Origin of the sequence: Deinococcus budaensis, from assembly GCF_014201885.1 — a bacterium.
GTDB lineage: Bacteria > Deinococcota > Deinococci > Deinococcales > Deinococcaceae > Deinococcus > Deinococcus budaensis.
In genome coordinates this window covers 74,072-95,220 of record NZ_JACHFN010000013.1, presented here as the reverse complement: position 1 = coordinate 95,220, position 21,149 = coordinate 74,072, and the positions used below count along the sequence as shown (strand labels likewise).

Here is a 21,149-nt window from a genome sequence, read left to right as displayed (position 1 = left end):
TCGCTCAGGTGTGTCGTCGGCAATCGCTCAGGTGTGTCGTCGGCAATCGCTCAGGTGTGTCGTTGCCCGGGCCTCAAATCGCTCAGGTGTGTCGTCGGCAATCGCTCAGGTGTGTCGTCGGCAATCGCTCAGGTGTGTCGTTGCCCGGGCCTCAAATCGCTCAGGTGTGTCGTCGGGACGACCAAGCCAATCGCTCAGGTGTGTCGTCGGGAATTTGCCCAATCGCTCAGGTGTGTCGTCGGCGATCGCTCAGGTGTGTCGTCGGTGATTCCGGTGAGCCGGGAGCATACCGGGCGCGTGAGTTTGAATTCTGCCCGGGTCTACCGCGTGCCTCAGTGGGATGAACATCTGCTGGAGTCACAGGATGCGTGAAAGAATGTCGCACGCTGCTGCATACGCTGCCGCAATTTCTCACGGAAGGCCCCTGGGCCAATCTCAGCAGCTGGGGCTGATGCTCAGCCGGGACGCTGACCACAAGCCGAGTGGCCGCGCCCCGTCCACCGTCTTGTCGCGCACCAGAACAAGCACTTCCAGCAGCTCCGCAGGCATGGCCGCGCGCCAACGCCGTTCACCGGGAACAATCTCCTACCGCCCGACCACTGGACGCACCAGAATCGGCTGCAAGACGCCGCGTTCCCGCACACTGGCTGTGAACTGCTCAAGTTTTAGTGGGTCAAACTCCCGATGGGGTTGCCCCGGCACCGGGCAACGTTCAGCTCGTCCTGGAGACTCGGGGTTTCAGACCTCTTCGCCATCGCGGGCTCCTGTAAAAAACTACAGGGGCGTCCTGCAGACGCGTCCCACACACTGAATCCCCGGTTTTTCCCGCAAAGGTGTCGCTACAGCGCACCACTTCGACTGGCAGCAGAGGGTGCTGAGTGAAGCATGTCTTCCGGCAAGGGTGTCGCTAGTTGAGAAGGGTCCGGCGGCGGCCTTGAGATCGCCAGGCCTAGCCACTCCTAACGCTTTCTCCCACTTCCCGCGGTTTCTGGCGGGAGCAGGGCCATGGCCTGGTTAAGCAGGCGGGTCAGTTTCGTCTGGTCCTCGGTGGACAACGCGGCAACACGCTCCGCTTTTACCGTCCGCCGGAATTCCCTCAGGGCCTGCCCAAGGTCCTCTGACTCACGCCCGCTCACTCCCTCATTCCGGACGCGCTGGCGAATCTGCTGGACCGACAGCTCTCCAGCAGAGGCCATCAGGGTGTCTCGCAGCGCTTCCGGGGCACGCCGCAGGGCGATGGCCTTGGTGTACTCCAGCCTGCCGTCACGAACAGCGTCGAGCAGCGTGGGGGGAAGCCTGAGCACCGGAAGGCGGTTGGCCACGAATGAGGTCCATTCCCCCCGCGAGAGACCTCGAAAGAGGGCTTCCATCCGGTCGATGGCCGCCCGCTCCTCCTCGTTGGCCCGGGCCAACGCCGGATCGCGCATTTTCAGGGATTTCCACCGTTCCAGCAGAGGAGTCAACTGCTCGCGGGGAAGCCCGAGTTCGGCCGACAGGATGTCCATCACCGCGTCGACCTCGTCGACGGGGTTGAGATCCTCTCTCTGTAAATTCTCCACCGCCGCCAGTTGTTGAAGCTGGCGCTCAGTGAGGCCGGAGAAGACTTTCACGGGCACCTCGGTCAGGCCTGCCGTACGGGCGGCCCGGAGGCGCCGCTCACCTGAAATCAGGTCGTAGTGCCCGTCCTCGGTCCTGTGGACCGACAGGGGCTGGAGGATACCGTGTGTCCGGACGCTGTCCGCCAACCGTTCTAGGGTGTCCGTCGAAAAGGACCGACGTGGTTGATGTGGACGGGGTCTGATGACGTCGACAGGAAGCGCGGTCTGCGTATGCGCGACGCTGTCACCGGTGAACCCCGCCATCAGCCCACCCGGGCCTCCTGCGTCTAGCGGACCTATCTGAAGCTTTGGCCGCTCCTTTCTGGCGCTCACTGGGTACCCCCCTTCAGAGCGAGAAAGGTAGAGACGGCCTGCGCCATGTCCCTCGCCGCCTCACTACCGGGTTTGTAGATCTGGATGGGCTGCCCATTCATGCTGGCATCGTTGTGGTCGGCTGCACGGTAGCGGACCGCAGGCAGCACGGGTGCCAGTGACTCAAGTTGTTCCCGGATCGTCTCGAGAACCTCCGTGTCGTGCCGGTTGCGCTGGTCATACATGGTGGGGAGGAATGCGGCGAAGCCCAGGCTGGGTTTGACCCACCGCAACTCGCTGACCATCCGGGTGAGACCGGGCAGGCCGTCAATGGCCTTGAAACGGGTGGCCACCGGCGTGATCAGGGCGTCGGCAGCCACAAGCGCATTGACCGTCAGGGTCCCCAGGCTGGGCGGAGAATCCACCAGGACATAGTCGTAGGAACGGGGCAACTGGGAAAGGATATTGCTCAGCCGCCGCTCCCGGCCCATCTTGGCCAGCAACTGCGCCTCGGCGATGGCGAGATCGATGGTGGCGGGATAGAGGTCCAGGCCGTGAATCTCTATCGTCTCCGGGAGGCGGCTGATCACCGCGCTGGGATCGTCTTCCAGCAGGGCGGCGAGGAGGGTCGATTCGGGACTGAGCTTCCACTTGTCCGCACCGAGGAAGGAAGTCAGGTTGCCCTGGGGATCGAAGTCCACCAGCAGAACCCGGTGGCCGCGAGAGGCAAGTTCATACCCGAAATCACGCGTGGCAGACGTTTTGCCGACGCCGCCCGCATGATTGAAGAACGTGTAGGTCGTCATGTCAGGCCAGCTTAGCGGAGTTGCACATAACGTTATGTGCGGCCTGAGCCTGCATCCAGACGTTTCGGCTCGCCTGCCTGTTCAGAGCAGCAGCCTGAGTCTGATAAGTACCCGTTGGCTGTCCGGCTCGGCTGTCTGAAGCGCTCCGGAGGCCGTGTGCTGATGACATGAATCCGCATGCCGTGTCGGCAGGGGGAATGACTTCAGAGGTGGAGAGCGTTGTCCCGCTCTTTCCTGACGTCATGGGTTGACGTGGTGTGACCTCCGCAAAGTTGTCAACCTGTGACGGACCTCAGATCTATCTTCCGATCAAGTCCGCTGCTAGGCCCTGGGTTACCAGGCGCCTGCGTCCGCTCCCCACCGTTCAAGCTGTTGCCTCCAAGGAGTTCCCCATGACCACCTTGCCTGCCGACTCCCGCCTTCCCAGCCCTGGGATCGCCCAGTGGCGTGAAGAGCACGTCATCCACCTGCCCAGTCGACCGGCCCGCCTGGTGCCGTTGAGTGACGTTCCGTGTGGCACTGAGGTCCAGCAGTATCTGCGGGTGACCCATCCGGGAGGCATCTACCAGCATCAGGCAGACGCCGCTCGCTGTGCCGTCGCTTTCAAGCATTTTGCCGTGACTACCGGGACCGCCAGCGGGAAGACCCTGTGTTTCCATCTGGCGGCGATGGAGGCCCTGAGTGCCCTGGAGGAGACCCGCGTCCTCGTGCTGTACCCGCAAAAGGCACTGGGAGCCGAGCAGGAGAGCCGCTGGCGTACGGCGCTGGCGGCGGCGGGCATTCATGCTCCGGTGGGACGCATTGACGGTCAGGTACCCACCTCTCAGCGGGAGCAGTTGCTGATGACCTGCCGGGTCGTGATCATGACGCCTGATGTCATGCACGCCTGGCTGCTGAGCAACCTCGGACGCAAGGCGGTGCGCCGCTTCATTCGGGACACACGGCTGATCATCGCGGACGAGGTCCACACCTTCACCGGGGTCTTCGGGAGTAACGCTGCCTATCTGCTGCGCCGCTTCGAGCACGCCTCCAAGATGCTGACCCGCAAACGTCTGCAGTACGTCTGTGCCTCGGCCACCATCGCCGACCCTGCCGAACACCTGCGGCTCCTGACCGGGCATGACTTCACCATCATCGGCCCTGACCGGGACGGGTCGCCGCGTCAGCCGGTGAGCCTGCATTTCCTTTCGCAGACCGATGAGGCCCGTGATCTGCTGACAGGGACGTCACACCTGCTGCACCACCTGGCCGAGCGTGGCGAGAAGTTCCTCTGTTTCAGCGACTCACGCAAACAGACCGAGAACCTGGCCAGCATCATGGCCCGCAAGCCGGAGCAGGAGGACGAGGAGACGGGTGAGGAGGGGAATCCACTGGACCAGTCGCCCCTGGCCCATCTCAGCGTTCTTCCCTACCGCAGTGGCTACGAGGCACGTGACCGGACGGAGATTCAAACCCGGCTCGAGCGCGGTCAACTTGACGGCGTCATCTCGACCAGCGCCCTGGAACTCGGCATGGACATCCCCCATCTCGATGCGGTGGTGCTTCTGGGGGTGCCCCTGTCGACCACCTCCCTGCATCAGCGCATCGGCCGGGTGGGGCGGCGCAAACCGGGTCGGGTGCTGATCCTTCACAGCGGAAGTCCCAGTGACGGGGTGATGTTCGAGGAGCCGCAGCGGCTGCTGGACCGTCCGCTGGCGGCCAGCACCCTGTATCTGGAAAACGCGAACATCCAGTGTATCCATGCGCTGTGCCTGGCCCGGCGAGGCGGGGAACACGACGCTCTCCTCACGGCGCTGAACCGGGACACGGACACTGACTTCGTGAGCCCTGTCCAGTGGCCCGCGGGCTTCCTGGAGGTGATTGAACAGGAGCGGACCGGGACGCTTCCCGCCGCCCTCCAACCCCTCCGGGCACAGGCTGGGGAAAACCCCAACCACGCCTTCCCACTGCGTGATGTGGAGACCAGCTACAAGGTCGAGGTGCGGCAGGGCAACGGCCCTCTGGAGCTGGGAACGCTCTCCTACGGTCAGGTGATGCGGGAAGCGTATCCCGGAGCCGTCTATCTCTATGCGACCCGGGCGTACCGGGTCACCCGCGTCAATCCCCTGTCCCGTACCATCCAGGCCCGACCTGAGCGCCGCTTCTCCACGCAGCCCGTTTGCCTGCCCACGCTCGCCTTTCCCAACCTCGACCTCGACAGCATTCACCAGGCCGAGGGGCGCGGGAGCTTCACGGCCATCGACTGCAACGTCATGATCAGCGAGACGGTGATCGGCTTTGCCGAACGTCGCGGACCCAACACCTTCAACTGCTCGTACCCACTCGACGCGCATGAGACGGGGATCTACTTTCAGCACAACCGCTTCGCCCGGAACTTCTACAGCACGGGCGTGGTCCTCCATCACCCGGCTCTCCAGGGAGACGTGCCCCGCAGCAAGGCGGCGGAGTATCTCCTGGAAGGATTCCGGATGGCCGTGCCCTTCGAGAGTCGCGATATTGGGGTCACGACCGATAAGTTGCGTGTGGAACGGCCGGGTCTCACCAAGGGTGACGCGATGATCGTCATCTATGACCAGACCTACGGCAGCCTCCGGCTTTCCTCCAAACTGTTGTCCCCGGGCGTTCTGGAGGCCGTCTTCGGGCATGCCTGTGCCCTCGCGGAAAATGCCATGAACCTGGGAGACTGCGACGACCGGGCCGCCGTCCTGGAGACGCTGGCCCTCCTGCGTCACCTTCAGCAGGAGGTCAGCGTCCGGGCCACTCCCCTCACCTGGTTGAGCCACGCGTCCCAGGAGCCGCAGCCTGAGGACCGGGTACGCGTCATCCTGGAAGGGTCCAAGGGCATCTGCCTGCTGCACGCCAACCGCGAGATGTCGATTCAGCAGGTGTACTACAGCCCGCGCGCTGGCCTGCAGTACAAGGGCCGGCTGGCCACGGACAACAGCTGGGAGACGCACCTGACGGTCGTTGCTGTGGAAGGTGTCCAGTTCATTCCGGGAATTAGCGAGATGGGATGGTATGACCTCGAACAGGGTGAATTGATTCCGGATACCGTGGAAGGAGCGGCCGGGTAACCGCGGATATCCGTTTCGTCAGGCCGGGGTCGGTCACGGGCGATGACTCCAGAACGCGCCAGGGTGTAAAACCTCTGGCGCGCTGACTTGGTCTGTAAGGTCTGTGGGCCTGAATGGTGACCGTGGGAGGTCAGGCCAGGGCGTAGCGCGTGCCCTTCCGTTGCCCGGTCTTGATCAGACTCTGGTTGCGCTCAAGCAGCGTGAGTTGACGCCGGATGTCCTCGTCGGACAGATGGGGGAGAGCGGACCGCAGATCTGCCATCAGCACCGGCTCCTGATGCGCGGCCATGTATTCCCGCACATCCAGTCCGGGATCTGCTGCCCCCAGGACGGTCTGGTCCTCGCCACCGGCCGGTGAAGTGGCGTGGCGGCCCAGCCGCGGCAGTTCGATGATCCGGACGTTGTCCTGGGTCTCCTGCAAGATCTGAGCATTGGCCGGGTGACAGGTGAGGTACAGAATCTGGTGGTCCCGGGCCACTTCCGCGAGGGCCGCCGCCACAGCCCGGGCGCGGCCCGGATCGGCATTCACCAGAACGTCGTCCATCATCAGGGGCAGGCGAGCAGTGCGCTGCCCCAGGGTGCGGGCCAGACCGAGCCGGATGGCGAGGTACAGCTGTTCCTGAGTCCCGCGGCTGAGCTGCTCGACGTCGATGACGTCGTCGCGGTCGGAGATGGCCCGGAACGTGGCGTTGCCGTCCAGTTGACGAACGGCCACATAGCGCCCACCGGTGATCTGCCCGAAGACCTCCGACGCGTGCCGGAGCACTTCCGGTCCCTTGGTACGCTCGTACTCCTTGAGGGTCGTTTCAAGCAGCACCGTGGCCAGACGGCGAACGATCCAGGCCCGGGCGTCGAGGCGCAGCTGCTGGCGCTGCGCTTCCAGGCGAAGCTGAATCATCACGGTGTGTTCGGACTCGTCGAGGTGGCGAAGCTCAAGTTGCAGCTGCGCCGCCTGACCGTGGGCTTCTTGCAAGGTCTTCTGCAGTCGCTCGCGGTCAGCGGTCAGCCGTTCCCGTTCCTCGCCCCAGGCCCCCGGCTGCGCCGCGTCTAGCTCTCTGCGAAAGCGGGCTTCCTCCTGACCGGCGATGAGGTGGACCTCGCGGTCGGCCTGACGAATGACGTCCTGCAGGTCAGCCCGCTCCTGGTTCACCGCGACCCAGTGGTTCAGCGTGGCCACGTCCGGTGCGCCACTCGCCGACAGAGTCTCGGAGAGCGCCGCAGCCGCGCGGTTCCACTTTTCCCTGACCCCTGCGAGCTGGACCTCCAGCGCCCTGCGCTGTCCTGCCTGCCCCGCCGCCTCACGGGCCAAGGCGACGGACTGCTGCAGCGCCGCCATATCTGTGCCGCCCCCCAGGGGCGTCAGGGTCTGGCGGACCTGCTGGACGTACGTGGTCACCTGCTGCCGCAGCTGGCTCAGTTCCAGCTCTTGCTCCTGCAGGGTCTGGGCCATGTCCGCTACGCGGCGCAATTGTTCCAGCATCACGCGTGCCGTGGCCGGACTGGACGGGGGCAGGCCGCGGCCTTCGAGCAGTGCTTCCCAGTCCCGGCGCGCTTCCTCCAGCCCCTGACTCGCTTCGCTGTGCTGGGCCGACAGGGCCGAAAGTCCCTTCTCCTGCTCGCCCACCCGCTGGGCAGCCTCCGCATGACGGTGGGCCTGGACCTGGCGCAGTTGCGTGAGGCGGGCGTGCGCGCGCCGCCGTTCTTCCGTCCGGCTGACCACCAGCCGCGCTGCGTCCTCCTGGCGCTGCGCGAGTCGGCTGGTTTCCAGGGCGTCGGTCAGGGCGCGGCGCAGATCGCCGAGAGCCGCCTCTGCTGTGGTGGTTCGCCCGATCGCGCCCAGGGTCTGCTGCGCCGCCCACACAAAGGCGGCCTGCTGACGTTCGAGGGCTAGCGCCTCAGCCTGGGTGGCCTCCACCTGCGTGGCCACGTCACGGGCCGAGGCCAGCCGCAGCAGGAAAGCGTCCAGGTCGGCCGGGCGCGTCAATGGCAACCGGTGCTCCGCAGCCCAGGTGGCGAAGTGCGCCTGCGCCTCCCGGCTGGCCTGACGCGCCCCGTCCAGGGCCGCCTGCGCCTCCTGTTCCAGGGTACGGGCGGTGTGCAGCGCGCGCGCAGCGTCGTCCCGCTGGTTCGCGTCGGTTCGTTGCCGTTCCAGATCCCCCAGTTGCAGGGTCAGGCGGCTCTCCAGGGCGGCGACCTCACCGAGGCCAGCCTTGGCAGGCAGCTGCAGCCGCGTGAGGTCCGCCGTGACGTCTGCCGTGGGGGCGGTGGGTGGAGTGGGCGCTGCCGCAGGAGTGGCTGGCTTCTGGAGCAGGCTGAGGGCCAGCCCGGCTACGAGCGTCATCAGTGCCAGAGCGGGATGCGCCATGAAAGCGGCGACTGTGAGCAGCGCGGTCAGGGCCAGGCTCAGCCACAGCTTCCAGGGTGGAGGCGAGAGGGGAACTGCGTCCGGCACGGCGGCGACCTGGAGCCGGGCCCGAACGGCATGGGCGAGCGTGAGTTGCTCCCGCAGGCCCTGTACCTGGGTGGCCAGGTCGCTGGCGGAAGGCCCGGAAGGCAGGCTGGACAGCCGCAATTCCGCCTCGTGGCACGCGGCATTCCTGGCCTGCAAAGCGCGCTGGGCTTCCTCTTCCCCCCGTTGGGTGTCGGCCCAGGCGCGGGCATGTCCCTGCCCCTTCTCACGCCAGGCATGCTCCGCTGTGGGGCTGAGCGCAGCCAGGCGCGCCTCGTCCCAGTCTGGTCCGAGTTCTGCCAGTTTCTGACGCAGCACCTCCCGCTGCTGCTCCAGGGCACTGCGTTGAGGGGCCAGGGCGGCCAGGACCGTGATGGGCGCCTGATCGACGGCCTGCTGCAGGGTCGGCAGATGCGGCAGCAGGGCAGAGTCCGGGGCGAGGGCCTGGTGTTCCCGCTCTGCCTCCGCCAGACGGTCGTGCGCCTCCTGAACCTCTTCCCGTGCGGCGCGCTCGTCTGCCGTGACCGGTGCGGCCTCCAGCGCGCCCGGGGCGGGCAGGGCCTCCAGTTCGGCCTGACGCAGGGTCATCTCACGGGTGGCCGCTTCCACTTCGCGCAGCAGGGTCTCCTGGCGGGCCAGCGCGGAGGAGAGGGCGCGGTCGTGTTCCTCGACCAGGGGAAGCAGCTGGGTGACGTCGGCCGCGCCCAGGGACGCGCTCTGGACCCCCTCGGGCAGCTGGACGCGTTGTTCATTGAGGGCCGCAGCCGTCCTGTGCTGCGCCGCCTCCAGGGCCTCGGCGTGGCGCTCCCGTTCCCGGTGCGCGGCCAGTTCTGCCAGCAGGGTGTCCAGCGCCAGGCCAGCCGCCACCAGCTCCGGGCGCGCCTCAGGCAAGGCCGCGAGTTCTCCCTCCAGGGCCGCGAGCTGCCCCTCCAACTCGCGGACATCCTGCGCCAGCGTCCGCACGGCCTCCTGCGTGGCCTCAACGCCTGCTGGCACATCGTCCAGTTCGTTCAGGCGCGCCTCGGCCTCGAGCCGGGCGACCCACTGGGGCCACAGGCGTTGCAGGTGTTCCAGATTCGCCTGCCGCGTGGTGAGTTGGGCCAGCGCCTCCGTCTCGTCGTGGGTGCTCTGCCTGATCCTGGCCAGCTCCGCGACCTTGGGAGCGTACTCTGCGGCGTCCTGCTGGGTGGCCCGCACCAGCGTGCGCAGCTTTGCGTAGGCATCCGCCCCACCGGTCAGGCGTGACAGGGCCCTCGGACGCAGATACTCCGAAGCCTCCCGGTCCAGCTGCCCCAGCGCCGCGCGGGCCGAGGGGCCTGCCCCGGCCACACCCGCCGAGAAGATGCGCTCCTGGATGCCCTGAGCGGTCAGGCTCGAGAGGGTCTGCAACTCGGACAGCCCGAAGGCGAAGACATTGCGAAAGACCTGCTCGTCAATGGCCCCCAGGAGTTCACGGGCCGTGGCTGGAGGACACACCTCACCCGTCGTGAGGTCGGTCACCTGCCGGACCCGTCGGCCCAAGGCCGTAACCCGGTAGCGGCGCCCGGACGCCTCGAGGGTCACGCTGCCCCGAACGGCCCCGTTTCCAAACAGCACTTCCCGGGTGAAGTCGAGCAGGGTGGATTTGCCCGCTTCGTTGGGGCCGAGCAGGACGGTGATGGACCCTCCCCCCGGAGCATCAAAGGTCAGGTCCAGGTCCTTCAGACCACGGTAGGTCTCGACCTGCACGCGTGTCAGGCGGATCATCTTGTTTCCCCTTCCAGCAGGCCCAGGGCCAGGACCTCGGCCTCCCTCAGAAGAGCCGGGGCATCGGCCAGCAGGGCGTCCAGGCCCAGCTCATCGGCCAGCCCACCCAGGGCCGGGTGCCCACGCAGCGTCTCGACCAGTTCGCCGACCGCGGCGTGGGCGTCCGCCCGTTCAGCCTGGTTCAGCAGGTCCGCGATGAAATCCTCCCCCTGCAAGCGCTGCTGACGGTCGAAGGCGGGACGTGTCTGCACCTGGACGTCATCCCACCACAGGTCCGTGGACGCCCGGTCACGCAGCGCGTCCAACAGGGAGGTGACGGTGCCGGCCCGGTGAAGGTCACGGTGCAGCACGCCGCCGCCGGTGAGCTGAGCGCGCAGCACCATCGGACGCTCGCTCGCCAGGCGGGCGGCGGCCGCCGACACCTGCTCTTCGACCTGGTCCAGGGAGGTCAGCTCCGTGATGTCGCAGCCCACGACGCCAAAGCGCCAGCTGTCCGTCTCCACCCAGTTCACCTGGGCGGTGCCGTCTCTGACCTGCACCAGCGCAAATCCCTTGGGGCCCGTCTCGTTCGGGTGCCGGGCCTGCGTGTTCCCCGGGTAGACGACGGCAGGAGCATGGTCCCTGAGCACACGCCGGGCATGGATGTGGCCCAGCGCCCAGTAGTCGTAACGGCTGTCGACCAGGTCCTGCAGCGTGCACGGCGCGTAGACCCCGTGGGCGGTGTCCCCGTCCACGTTGGTGTGCAGGACGGCCACATGGTAGGCCGAATGCTCCGAGCGCGCGAAACGCCGGGCCAAGTTCTCCTGCACGTGGCGCTCCGGAAAACTGATGCCGCTGACCACCGCCAGCAGGTCGCCCCCCCGGCGGATCTCCACATGCGTGACCTCGCGCGTCCCGAAGACAGTCACCTGCTCCGGCCAGCGCTCGATGGCCGAGTAGCGCCCGCCGTTGGGGTCGTGGTTGCCGTGCACGACCATCACCGGAATGCCCGCATCGCTGAGGCGTGCCAGTCCCCGCTTGAAGCGCAGCTGCGCCCGGACACTGGCGGTATCCGAGTCATAGACGTCGCCCGCGATGACCACGAAATCGACGCCGTGGTCCAGGCAGCCCTGGACCACGCGGTCCCAGGCGTCCAGGGACGCGTTTTTCAGGCGCGCCGCGAGGTCGTCGTTGAGGCTGGCCAGCCCGGAGAACGGAGTGTCGAGGTGCAGGTCGGCGATATGGGCAAAGGAGAAGGTGGTCATGACGCGACCACGTCGGAGCACACAGGCAAGCGGAGGATCACGGCATTGGGTGTAGCACGGGGAGGCGATGTCGGGGGACGAATCTGCCCGCGGCACCGCGTGAAAAGACTCCTCTGTCAGGGTGCTCGTTTGACGATGCGTCATCCTGCTGGGCGGGAGGTTGGACCATGCGGCTGGTGTGCTTCTCGGATCACCACAGTCTGCACGAACAGGTGGGTTTGCCCACCGGAGATGTCCTGGTTCATACCGGGGACTTCAGTGCGCGCGGGCGGCTGGAGGAGGGGAGCCGCTTCCTGGCCTGGTTCGCCACCGTGGGGTCGTTCCGGCGCCGCCTGCTCGTCGCGGGCAACCATAACTTTGCTTTCGAGCGGGTCCCGGTCGTCGCCCGGGCGCTGATGCCGGAGTCGGTCACGTACCTGCAAGGCAGTGGGGTAGAACTCGGGGGTCTGCGCTTCTGGGGCGGTCTACTGACTCCCGCCTTTGAGGGGTGGGCCTCTGGTGGTGCAGAAGACCACCTGGAACACCAGTGGCCGCTCATTCCGGAGGGCGTGGACGTGCTGCTGACCCACGGCCCGCCCCGCGGCGACCGGACAGTCCGTGGGCTGCCGCCACCTGGCCAGGGCCGTGGACCGCCTCGCTCCCCGAATGCATGTTTTCGGGCACATCCACGAGGGCCACGGCCGCGTGCAACAGGAACGGACCCTCTTCATCAACGCCGCCCTCTGCGACGTGAGCTATCAGGCGAACCGGCTTCCACAGGTCACCGAACTCGGAGCGAGGTGACCCCTCGTGCCGGGCCTGTTGCCCTGCGTCGGTGCTGGGGCGGTTCCGGCGGCCCTTGCTGCGACTGCAATCATCTCCCCACAGTTCTAAGGAGCCAGGTTGCGGAGATCCTCCAGCGCCTGGACCAGGTCCAGGTCATCCCCGAGATGAGCTTCGACCAACAGCGGTCTGGGGACGAAACGGTCGAACTTCTGATCACCGAGGGGGGTGGAAGAGGCGAGCAGCGTTTGACGCAGCTGTGTGCGGAGGCTTCCGGGGTCAGGCAGCCCCGTGGACAGGTAGGCTCTGACCTCCGCTTCGGTGCCGTTCAGCACCAGGGAGAAGGGCGTGTCGTTGTGGTCCACGGTGAAACGTGTCTGTACCTCGGCCAGCAGGGTACCGATGCTGCGGTGAACCCGGGTGCCCCGCCAGGGCAGGTAGAGCAGTTGCCGTTCGCTGAGCGGGTGCAGTGGCCCCGTCAGCAGCCCTGAGGTCTGGGCCAGGTGCCGGGCCTCGGCGAGGCGCCGCTGCGCGGCAGGCTGAAGATAGGGATAATGGGTCTCTCCCACGAGCACCTCCCGCATCTTCTGCACCACACGGTCATGAACCTCCCCGCCGCCCCCCAGCCAGGCGCTGGTGTTTCTGCCCCTGGCCCGCTGCACGAACACCTCGCGCCGGGTCTCGTCCCGTTCGGTGACCCGCCAGGCCCGGCCAGTCAGCGAGATCACCTGCCCCACCTCCGGCAGACTGCTGAGCGTCCCGATCTGGCTGGTGCCGTGGAAGACGGGGTACTCCGGCACCTCCGGGAAGACGGCGTAGAAGCGCCAGTCGGCGACCAGCCTCTCCCCGCTGAGGCCGACGATGAGACCGCCCTCGTCGGTGCGCTGGATGAGTTCGGTCCCCAGCAGGTGATGCAGCAGGGCGCGGTACTGCTCGTGCGCCACCTGCTGGAAAGGTGTGAGGGTCAGTACCCTGGCCGCCAGTTCCCGTGGGTGCTGTTCGCCGTACTGCTCGAGGGCGGCCAGGGTCTGGTGCACCAGCAGGCTGAAGGGCAGCCGCGGCTGCCGGGCAGGTTCGACCCAGCGCTCCTCAAGGTACAGCTGCACCATGGCGACCGTCTGCAAGAGGGACCAGGGCAGGCGGCGGTGGGGCGGAGCGTCAGGATCCTCGCGGCCCAGCGTGTACAGGATCATCTCCCCAGGTTCGCCCCGCCGTCCTGTGCGGCCGAGCCGCTGCACGAAGCTCGACACACTGGGCGGGGGATCGACCTGCAAGACCCGTTCGAGTTGCCCCAGGTCGATGCCCAGTTCCAGGGTCACGGTGGCGACCGTGCAGGCGGGCACGCCCTCCTCTTTCATGGCCCGTTCGGCGTCCTCCCGGTAGGCAGTGGCGACGCTCCCGTGGTGCACGTGGTACAGGTCAGCTGTGCCGCCCCGCTGCGCAAGGTCACGCAGGGCCACCACCGTGTCCTCGACGCCCTGCCGGGTGTTGCGAAAGATCAGGCTCTTGCGGTCCAGGGTATGCGCATAGAGGTGCTCGTACAGCCCCGGCACCTCTGTCGGTGGGGACGACTCGTCCCCTTCCACCTTCTGGCTGCTGAAATGCTCCAGCGCGAGTTGCAAGCGCCGCCGCCCGCCCGTGTCCTGAACGACCTGGACGTCCCGTCCGGTACCGGCCTTCAGCCACGCGCCAGCCAGCCCCACGTCCCCCAGGGTGGCAGACAGTCCGACGCGGCGGGGGGGACTCTTTATGACCCGCTCCAGCCGCTCGAGCAGGCACAGCACCTGCCGCCCGCGCTCATCGGCCATGAAGGCGTGCACCTCATCGATCACCACGAACCTCAGGTCGCCGAAGACCTGCGCGAGCAGGTTGGCGCGGCGCAGCAGCAGGGCTTCCAGTGACTCGGGTGTGATCTGTAGCAGGCCCCGCGCCCGCTGCAGGGTACGGCGCTTGCGCGCCGCGCTCACGTCCCCGTGCCAGGCCTCCACCGGGAGACCCGAGTCGGCGAGCAGGCCCTCCAGGCGGAAGAACTGGTCGTTGATCAGGGCCTTGAGGGGACCGATGTACAGCACGCCGATGCTGGAGGGCGGATCACCGTGCAGCTGCGTGAGGATGGGAAGCAGCGCCGCCTCGGTCTTGCCGCTGGCGGTGCCGCTGGTGATCAGGACGTGGTCATCGGTGTCGAGGATCGCCGCGCAGGCGGCGGCCTGCACCGACCGGATCTCCGTCCAACCCTGCCGCCAGATGTGGTCCTGGATAAACGGCGCCAGGCGGGAAAACGGCTCGGCAGTCACGGCGGCAGCCTTACAGCTCGAATGCGGCGAATTCGGCGGTGTCGGGCGCAGGAGGCGCTTCCTCGCGTCTGGCCTCGGCCAGGACGTCGGTGCGTGAGGGCTGGAAGTCGCTCGACTGCACCAGGCCCAGGAAGCTCAAGTGCCGATGCTGCCGCAGCAGGTTCAGGACACTGACGAAATCCCGCGTGACGTCCCGTGGCGTCAGGAACTCCGGGGCACCGAGGCGGCCCAGCACCTCCGCCATGAAGGCGACCAGCTCGTCATCGGTCACGGTCACCGCAGCGCCGTGGTGCAGGGCGTGCAGTTCCCGCAAGCGGTGCAACAGGGCGAAGACTTCCTCCTGCGCGAGGGTCTCGAGCCGCAGCATCGGCCCCGCGTAGTCCTGAAGGCCGCCCACAGCAAAGCGGCTGCTTTCCAGCCGGGTTCGGAGGGCTTCGTAGGAATACAGGCCCCGGCGGGTGTCCTCGACCATCTGCGGGGTCGCGCCGACCAGCACCTGCAGGTGCTGTGCCCGGCCCTGAAGGGTGTCGTTGAGGATGGTGAGCAGCTTCTCGTAGTTCGCGTGCCGGGCGCCGCTCTGGGTGACCTTGTAAAGGTTGACCGCCTCATCGATGACCACGACCAGCCCCGCATAACCGATCGCGTGCACGAAGTGTGCCAGCAGCTTGACGTAGTCGTACCAGCCGTCGTCGTCAATGATCACCCGTACGCCCAGGGCTTCCCTGGCCTCGGTTTTGGTGCTGTACTCCCCGCGCAACCACTTCAGCGCGGCGTTTTTCAGGGCGTCGTCGCCTGCCTGGTGACCCCGCCAGTACGCGCTGATAACTGCCGCGAAGTCAAAGCCATGCACCATCCCCTCAAGGTCGCTGACCGCTTCACGAATGCGCTGTTCCACCTCCGGGCCGAACGCCGGATCGCCGGGTTGCATTCCCTGCGCGACCACCTGGCCTTGCAGGGTGCTGATCCATTTTTCCAGTACGGCGCTCAGGGCACCGCCCTCCTGCCGCACCCGGGTCGACAGATTGCGGGTCAGTTCGCGGTAGGTGGCCAGCCCTTGCCCCCGCGCGCCGGTCAGGCGCCGCTCGGGACTGAGGTCGGCGCTGGCCACCACGAAGTTGCGGTTCAGCGCGTAGCTGCGCAGCAGTTGCAGGAGAAACGATTTGCCCGCTCCGTACCGCCCTGCGATGATCCGGAACCCGGCCCCGCCTTCCCGGACGTTCTCCAGATCTCCCAGCAGGGCCTCAATCTCGGGTTTACGGCCGACCACGATGTGCTCGATACCCAGGCTGGGCACCACGCCAGCGCCAAGGGCCTGAAACAGCGCCGCAGTCACGCGCTTCGGAATAGGGGGGGACTGGGTGGTCATGCCTTGGCCTCCGGTGAGGTCAGGCCCGCCGCGCTCAGGGTACGCAGTACGCCAAAACGGTGGGCTTCCTCCAGGGTGATGGGGTCGAGGTAGGGGTCGGTCAACAGGTCACCGACGGTGTCCAGCGCGGCGGCATTCATCTCCTCGAGCACCACGCTGCCCATGGTGCCGTGCTGCAAGGCCAGGGCGTCGAGGTCCCGCAGGGGAACCGGCGCGTGCCCCAGCCGCTGGAGGACGACCAGCTGCAGCGGCGTCAGCCGCCGCGCCAGGTCTGTCCATGGACCGCTGGCAGGAGCTGTGGCCCGGGGGTCTTGAGCTGTCAGCGCCAGCAGATATTCCAGCTCGTCGCGGTAATCCTCGAGGACGACCAGTGCCCCATGCTCCTCGGCAAGCAGTACGTCCCCCAGACGCGCCTGGGCGGCTTCATTGACCTGATCCACCAGGCTGCTCAGAAAGCTGCCTCCGGGCACCCTGAGTGCGCTGGGGGGCGCTTCCCATGCCCGCTGGCGGAGCTGATCGAGGAGGTCACGCCCGGGGGCCAGCAGGGCGTCCAGGATGTCGGCCACCGCTTCGAGGTCCGTGAGGTGCCCCTCGGGGGTTTCCTCCGGGAGGAGATAGGTTCGCACCTCCACAGGTTCCGGGACAGGGGAGACCGTCGCGGGCGGCACTTCAAGGCGGGTGTCTTCCAGAAGCACGTCCTCCATCAGCCGCTCCCGAATCTCACTGGAGTCCCGCTGAAGGGCCGTCAGGCGCTCGGCATCAATCTGGATGCTCGGGCGAACCCGTGGATAGAGATGTTCGTCCAAGTAGGCGGCCAGCTCCGGTTCGATGTCCACGCCACGCAGCAGGCTGCGAAACCCGGCGCGGCGACGGGCCAGGTTCTCGGCATACCGCACGGCAACGGTCAGGTGCGCGATCAGGCGGCCGTCGTCCCGGAACGCCCGGACCCGTGTCGTCTCCCTTTCGACCGCTTCACCCTCGAAGACCGCCCCCGAAAAGGCCTGGCGGCTGTGCTCACGAACCTGCTGGGGCGCCAGGGCCGTGAAGACGGACTCACCGTGGACCTGGTGGTGGTAGGCATCGGTCAACAGGACAGCCCGCTGCAACGTGGCCTGCAGATCTGCCTGATCGGCACTGTCCCGGTAGAACTTGTTTTCCGAGGGGCGGTAGGTGATCAGGGCCTGGAAGACCCCCTCCGTCAGGGCTGCGCGGTCCTCCGAGGCCAGCCAGGCCTCGATGATTTCGTCCCCGGAGGCGAAGGTTCTGAACCGTGGGGCGCGCGCCAGCCAGCCTGCGCTGTCTGCCCCGGTCAGCTCGTAGTAGTGGACGAAGTCACTCAGCCAGTCAACCAGATAACGGTCGAGGCTGGGATGCTGCGTCCGGTAACTCTGCCACAGCCTCTCCAGCTGTGCGAAGGCCACAGCCGGGTTCTCGAAGCCGACCCCATGCAGGATCTCGTACGTGTGCAGGAAGACGTAGCTCAGGTCGGTGGGCAGGGCCTCGCCTGAGCGGAAGCGGGTGCGCCAGTAGAAGTACCACTGGCGCTGCTCGGTGTTCAGATCGGCGTACGTGGTCCAGTACGCTTTCAGGGGCGCGTGGGGAACCGCGCTGTGGGCCGTGCTGACCCATTGCCGGGCGTCGAACAGAAATGATCCCCTGGTCGCCCGCCGCTTTTGCAGGGCGAGCCACCGTCTGCCGTGGGGAGGTGCTGGGCGGCGCGGCACTGCCGAAGACAGCCTGGAATCCACGGGGCGTGGGGGAACTGCGGAGGTCGTTTCAGCCCGGCCTAGTTCTTCGAGATCCACACTGGCGAACTGCGGTTCCGGCACCGCCCCTGACCTGTGTTGCCCTGTGGTACGGGCAGCTGGTGCAGGCGGTGGGGGCGGCTCCGCAGCCGTCCCCCTTGGGTTGAAAATGGCTCGCAGCAAGTCGCGCAGTCCCATGGACCTCCTCGTGAACGACGCCTATTGTAGGGGCCTTTGGAATTGCGGGCGGTGGCAAATGCGTCGCCGAGGCCGCTCTTCGGGCAAGGGGGAGGTGCAGGGGGGCTCAAGCAACGCTGCAGATTCGGGAGGCACGTACCCCGTTGCTGGCTTGTGAGGGGGCGGGAGCCTCAGCTGCGCTCACCATTCGCGGTTGACCGCCTTCTCCTGTGCCTGGGCGGAATGAATGTAGACCTTGGTGGCCGCGGCTTGGACATGCCCCAGGAAAGCCCGGGATCGGGCCGGTCGCGGCTCTCGGTGTGATGACCGCCAAGAGACAGCCATTGCTGTGGCCAGCAGGGGTTTGGAGAGATAAGTCAGAAGGCCGTAACGCTTACCGCCTTTTCCAGCTGCGCCCTCAGGCCCTGAAGCCGGTGCTCTGCAGCGCGCTCGGCAAGCCGCTCAAGATCGACCCGGGTCAGGTGGCTGAGGTGGCTCGCGGCGAGCGTGGACAGCGAGGCATCGAGCGTCATGCCTGCCCGTACGTACTCGAGCACCTCGCTCATGAAGTGCGTCCCGACCGTCACGTGACTGCGCAGCCGGCCCTCTGCCCGGTCCTGTGGCCCACTGGTCCCCACCACGCCGTACAGCGCGTCAAAGGTGACCTGGGGGATCTCGGCATACATCCGCTCGAGGTGGGTCCGTTCGGACGCGGGGACCTCCAGGTGGACCGTCGTGAAGCGCCGTTGCAGGGCAGCACTGAGGTCATGTAGCCGGGCCGTGTCCGCATCGTTGAGGGTTCCGATCAGGAGGAAGTCCGCGGGGAGGAACACCTCCTCGGGCGCGCCGTCGTCCGGGCCGACCAGGGGGAGCTGGGTTCGGTAGCGGGCGTCCAGCAGGGTGAGCAGCCGTCCGAAGGCCTCGTCCTGGTGGGCGCGGTTGAACTCGTCAACGATCAGGGCGTGGGGGCGTCCCGTGGCCTGCATGCTCTGCGCGTGACGCTGGGCCGCGCGGGTCACGACGCCCGGCATGAACGCGTAACGCAGGCTGTCGCCGGGCACCACCCGCAGGCCGCCGAGCACCTCGCTGCTGGTCCAGCGGGCGTCGGCGGTGACCAGGGTGTAGTTCCCCTCTCCGCACAGCGCCTCGGCGAGCAGGGTGGCGAGCAGCGTCTTGCCCACACCCGGCGACCCGGTGAGCAGCAGTGGCCGGTGGCGTTCCAGGGTCTTGCGGGCCACCTCGACGATGCCCGGCTCGACCGCCATGCGCTCCGGCAGGGTGAGCCAGGGATCGGCTGGGGGCGGCGGCGGAGGTGGCGGGGCCACCGCCTCGGGTTCCGGTTCCGGCGCACGCGGCGCGGCCTCCGGCCGGGAAGGTGGAGTTGGAGTGCGCGGGCGGGGCGGTGGAGCGGGCTGAGGCTTGGGTTTGGACACCGGGGGAGGCGGTGTGGTGGTGAGGCGGCCCAGCAGTTGCTCGGCGGAGGCGGGCGGCGTGGGCGGAGTCTGGCCGTCCACAACCGCGAAGGGGGCTGCCGGGACGCCGGTCAAGGCGTGCAGCACGAGCGCCCTCATCCCGCTGCCTCCCAGCACCGGGAGGGGCGCGCCGTCCTCGCGCAGGCCCGCCCGCCGAGCCGCTTGACAGCGGGAGATCCCGCCAGCCTGTTCGAGGTGCAGGTCGTACACATCGAGCGTCTTGACCTTGGTCACCCGCCTGTCCCGCTGCCGGGTCACCACCTGCGCTTCGAGCACCCGGACCGTCTCGCCCAGGGGAACGGGCCGGTACGCGCTCACCACCGGGCTTTCGCTGCGGATGGCCGCCCGCAGTTGCCGCTGGACCTCGGTCACCAGAGGGCGGGGGACTCCGGCGTACATGACGAGCGGCTGCCCCTCCACGTCACTGGCGAGCCCCAGCTGATGTAGCCACAGGTCGCCCCGGGGAGACGCGCCGTGCACTTCGCTGACCAGCAGCTGAGGGTGCGCCACACCCATCGCGAGCGTGCGGGTCGCTGAATCCGGCCAGTCGAACGCCAGGTCCAGCGTGGCCGTCGTCTGCCCCCCCTGAGGAAGGGGGAGGGCCTGCAGGCCGGAGAGCAGGTTCCCATTCACGTCCTTGCTCCAGCCGCCGCCCAGCATGGCGCGGTCCAGGGCCGCCTGCTCGTCCCCGGACAGGCGGGTGAGGGTGTCGTACAGAATCTTGTGTTGTGCGAAGACGTTGACCGAATGCATTAAGAGACTCCAGGAAGGTTCAGGGCGCGGAAGGCGGCTGCGAGGGTGCCGGGAGGATCCAGGGGGTGACAGCGCAGGCGCAGCAGCCGGGCGCGCCCCCCCGGGAGGGGCTCTTCCCGGAAGGGTTCCTTCAGCGGTGCGGGCCACAGAACGAGCCCGGTCGCCGCGTGCGCGAGGCCCATATAGGCCAGCAATTGCCGGTTGACCTCGCGGGCCTGCTCGGTGGGCAGCCGGTCGAGGGGCCGGTATTTCACGTCCGCAATCAGGGCGTCCCCGGTCGAAAAGACCGCGAGCAGGTCCGGCATCAGGTGCTGCTGGCTCTGCCCCACACCGCGGAAACCCAGGCGCGGGTTGAGCGTGACGGTTACGCCCGGTCCACGGAAGGTGCCGACATAGAGACCCTGGCTACTTTGCTCGAAGGTGCCGTCCGTGGCGCCCAGGGCGTGCAGCACGGTGGCCTGGACCCACACTTCGTACAGGTCGGGTATGCGGACGTGACCGAGGGGCAGGTCGGTGGCCTGGCGGCGCACCCGTTCGAGCCGGTCGAGCAGTGCCCGCGCGGCCCGCGAAGTGGGCCCCTGCCCCTGCTCGGCTGGGCCGGTCCGGGCCAGTTCCGGGAGTCCCCCCAGGGCGGCCCGTGCCCGCGCCGCCAGGGCCTCGCCGCCCCGGAGGCCATCGGCGCTCGCCGCCACTGCTCCCCAGAGGTCTCTGAGGTGGCGAAGGCCCTCCGGCAGGGTCAGGTGCGGCAGGTCGCGGGCCACGTGGTCCGGGAAGCCCCCCCGGCCCCAGTGGTCCAGCGTGAGGGGCCAGTCCACCCGGTCTGGCACGCCCCCGCCCCGCACGACGCGCCGCGGCGCGCCCTGGGTCCAGCGCGGCGCCCGGTGCCAGGCCCGGGTCAGCCGCCAAGCCTCAAGCGCCACCTGCTCCACGTCCGCGAGCTGGAGAGGCTGGCCCTGAAGCCCCCCGGTGACCGGGACGAGCCCGGTGGGATAGCTCAGCCGGTCCGTGAGGTCGGGGAGGCGGTCCACCATCCGGCGCAGGGCTGCGAAGGCGGTTTCCGGTTCCGGCGCGAGCTTGGCGGGAAACACGTGAACGGCCTCGTCCACCTGTCCGTCTGTACTCGTGAAGTGCAACCGGCCTACCCAGTCGTGGACATTGACGCTCACCTCCGTGCCGCTCCAGGCCTCGATAAACGGCGTGGTGTGAACGTTCCCGGCCCGGGGAACGAGCTGGCCATTGACCAGCAGCAGCCCTCCCGGCCCGGGCACCGGGAGGGTGACGCAGGTATGTTCCGCCACGAAGGTCGGGCGGAGGGGTCGTGGAGGGGCAAGCGGCAACCCGGTGAGCCTAG

General features: G+C 67.7%; 12 protein-coding genes and 1 pseudogene. 3 read left to right on the top strand and 10 right to left on the bottom strand.

Annotation, left to right across the window (positions count from 1 at the left end; all coding sequences use genetic code 11):
- Nucleotides 1–585: 585 nt before the first annotated feature.
- From HNQ09_RS19360 to HNQ09_RS14920, 3 genes are all read right to left on the bottom strand, one after another.
- A complete protein-coding gene (locus HNQ09_RS19360) occupies nucleotides 586–702 on the bottom strand; it encodes a ParB N-terminal domain-containing protein (protein ID WP_446682187.1) in 117 nt (38 codons plus the stop codon).
- Nucleotides 703–959: 257 nt separating this feature from the next.
- Complete coding sequence (locus HNQ09_RS14925) at nucleotides 960–1,862, bottom strand: ParB/RepB/Spo0J family partition protein (protein WP_184030925.1); 903 nt, start codon at nucleotides 1,860–1,862, stop codon at nucleotides 960–962.
- Between the two features lie 65 nt (nucleotides 1,863–1,927).
- Nucleotides 1,928–2,716 (bottom strand): ParA family protein, encoded by a 789-nt coding sequence (locus HNQ09_RS14920; RefSeq protein WP_184030922.1) that lies wholly within the window; start codon nucleotides 2,714–2,716, stop codon nucleotides 1,928–1,930.
- Nucleotides 2,717–3,108: 392 nt separating this feature from the next.
- Here HNQ09_RS14920 and HNQ09_RS14915 point away from each other — a divergent pair, with 392 nt between their 5' ends.
- Complete coding sequence (locus HNQ09_RS14915) at nucleotides 3,109–5,790, top strand: DEAD/DEAH box helicase (RefSeq protein ID WP_184030919.1); 2,682 nt, start codon at nucleotides 3,109–3,111, stop codon at nucleotides 5,788–5,790.
- Between the two features lie 130 nt (nucleotides 5,791–5,920).
- Here the strand turns inward: HNQ09_RS14915 and HNQ09_RS19200 are convergent, their stop codons facing one another.
- Both HNQ09_RS19200 and HNQ09_RS14905 read right to left on the bottom strand, forming a co-directional pair.
- A complete protein-coding gene (locus HNQ09_RS19200; protein WP_184030917.1) occupies nucleotides 5,921–9,985 on the bottom strand; it encodes an AAA family ATPase in 4,065 nt (1,354 codons plus the stop codon).
- Nucleotides 9,982–11,229, bottom strand: a complete 1,248-nt coding sequence (locus HNQ09_RS14905; protein ID WP_184030915.1) for a metallophosphoesterase family protein — start codon at nucleotides 11,227–11,229, stop codon at nucleotides 9,982–9,984. The genes HNQ09_RS19200 and HNQ09_RS14905 overlap by 4 nt, the downstream gene beginning before the upstream one ends.
- Before the next feature lie 167 nt (nucleotides 11,230–11,396).
- Between HNQ09_RS14905 and HNQ09_RS19345 the strand changes: the two are divergent.
- Nucleotides 11,397–11,801: pseudogene (locus HNQ09_RS19345) on the top strand (metallophosphoesterase); the annotation flags it as partial.
- A 73-nt stretch (nucleotides 11,802–11,874) separates the two neighbouring features.
- Complete coding sequence (locus HNQ09_RS14900) at nucleotides 11,875–12,012, top strand: hypothetical protein (RefSeq protein WP_184030913.1); 138 nt, start codon at nucleotides 11,875–11,877, stop codon at nucleotides 12,010–12,012.
- A gap of 86 nt (nucleotides 12,013–12,098) precedes the next feature.
- Here the strand turns inward: HNQ09_RS14900 and HNQ09_RS14895 are convergent, their stop codons facing one another.
- The 5 genes from HNQ09_RS14895 to HNQ09_RS14875 form a co-directional block, all read right to left on the bottom strand.
- The gene (locus HNQ09_RS14895) at nucleotides 12,099–14,285 is read right to left on the bottom strand and encodes a DEAD/DEAH box helicase (RefSeq protein WP_184030911.1); all 2,187 of its coding nucleotides are present in this window, start codon (nucleotides 14,283–14,285) and stop codon (nucleotides 12,099–12,101) included.
- A 10-nt stretch (nucleotides 14,286–14,295) separates the two neighbouring features.
- Nucleotides 14,296–15,651 carry an ATP-binding protein gene (locus tag HNQ09_RS14890; protein ID WP_184030908.1) on the bottom strand — a complete coding sequence of 452 codons (1,356 nt, stop codon included), beginning with the start codon at nucleotides 15,649–15,651 and terminating at the stop codon, nucleotides 14,296–14,298.
- A complete protein-coding gene (locus HNQ09_RS14885; protein WP_184030906.1) occupies nucleotides 15,648–17,375 on the bottom strand; it encodes a TerB N-terminal domain-containing protein in 1,728 nt (575 codons plus the stop codon). The genes HNQ09_RS14890 and HNQ09_RS14885 overlap by 4 nt, the downstream gene beginning before the upstream one ends.
- Before the next feature lie 575 nt (nucleotides 17,376–17,950).
- The gene (locus tag HNQ09_RS14880) at nucleotides 17,951–19,798 is read right to left on the bottom strand and encodes an AAA family ATPase (RefSeq protein ID WP_184030904.1); all 1,848 of its coding nucleotides are present in this window, start codon (nucleotides 19,796–19,798) and stop codon (nucleotides 17,951–17,953) included.
- Nucleotides 19,798–21,135, bottom strand: coding sequence for a hypothetical protein (locus HNQ09_RS14875; RefSeq protein ID WP_184030902.1), 1,338 nt, complete (start codon nucleotides 21,133–21,135; stop codon nucleotides 19,798–19,800). The genes HNQ09_RS14880 and HNQ09_RS14875 overlap by 1 nt, the downstream gene beginning before the upstream one ends.
- Nucleotides 21,136–21,149: the final 14 nt, after the last annotated feature.

Bases quoted from the DNA above. Each gene is read 5' to 3' on its own strand.
- HNQ09_RS14925 (WP_184030925.1), bottom strand. From the start codon at position 1,862: ATGGCGGGGTTCACCGGTGACAGCGTCGCGCATACGCAGACCGCGCTT.
- HNQ09_RS14920 (WP_184030922.1), bottom strand. From the start codon at position 2,716: ATGACGACCTACACGTTCTTCAATCATGCGGGCGGCGTCGGCAAAACG.
- HNQ09_RS14915 (WP_184030919.1), top strand. From the start codon at position 3,109: ATGACCACCTTGCCTGCCGACTCCCGCCTTCCCAGCCCTGGGATCGCC.
- HNQ09_RS19200 (WP_184030917.1), bottom strand. From the start codon at position 9,985: ATGATCCGCCTGACACGCGTGCAGGTCGAGACCTACCGTGGTCTGAAG.
- HNQ09_RS14905 (WP_184030915.1), bottom strand. From the start codon at position 11,229: ATGACCACCTTCTCCTTTGCCCATATCGCCGACCTGCACCTCGACACT.
- HNQ09_RS14900 (WP_184030913.1), top strand. From the start codon at position 11,875: ATGCATGTTTTCGGGCACATCCACGAGGGCCACGGCCGCGTGCAACAG.
- HNQ09_RS14890 (WP_184030908.1), bottom strand. From the start codon at position 15,651: ATGACCACCCAGTCCCCCCCTATTCCGAAGCGCGTGACTGCGGCGCTG.
- HNQ09_RS14880 (WP_184030904.1), bottom strand. From the start codon at position 19,798: ATGCATTCGGTCAACGTCTTCGCACAACACAAGATTCTGTACGACACC.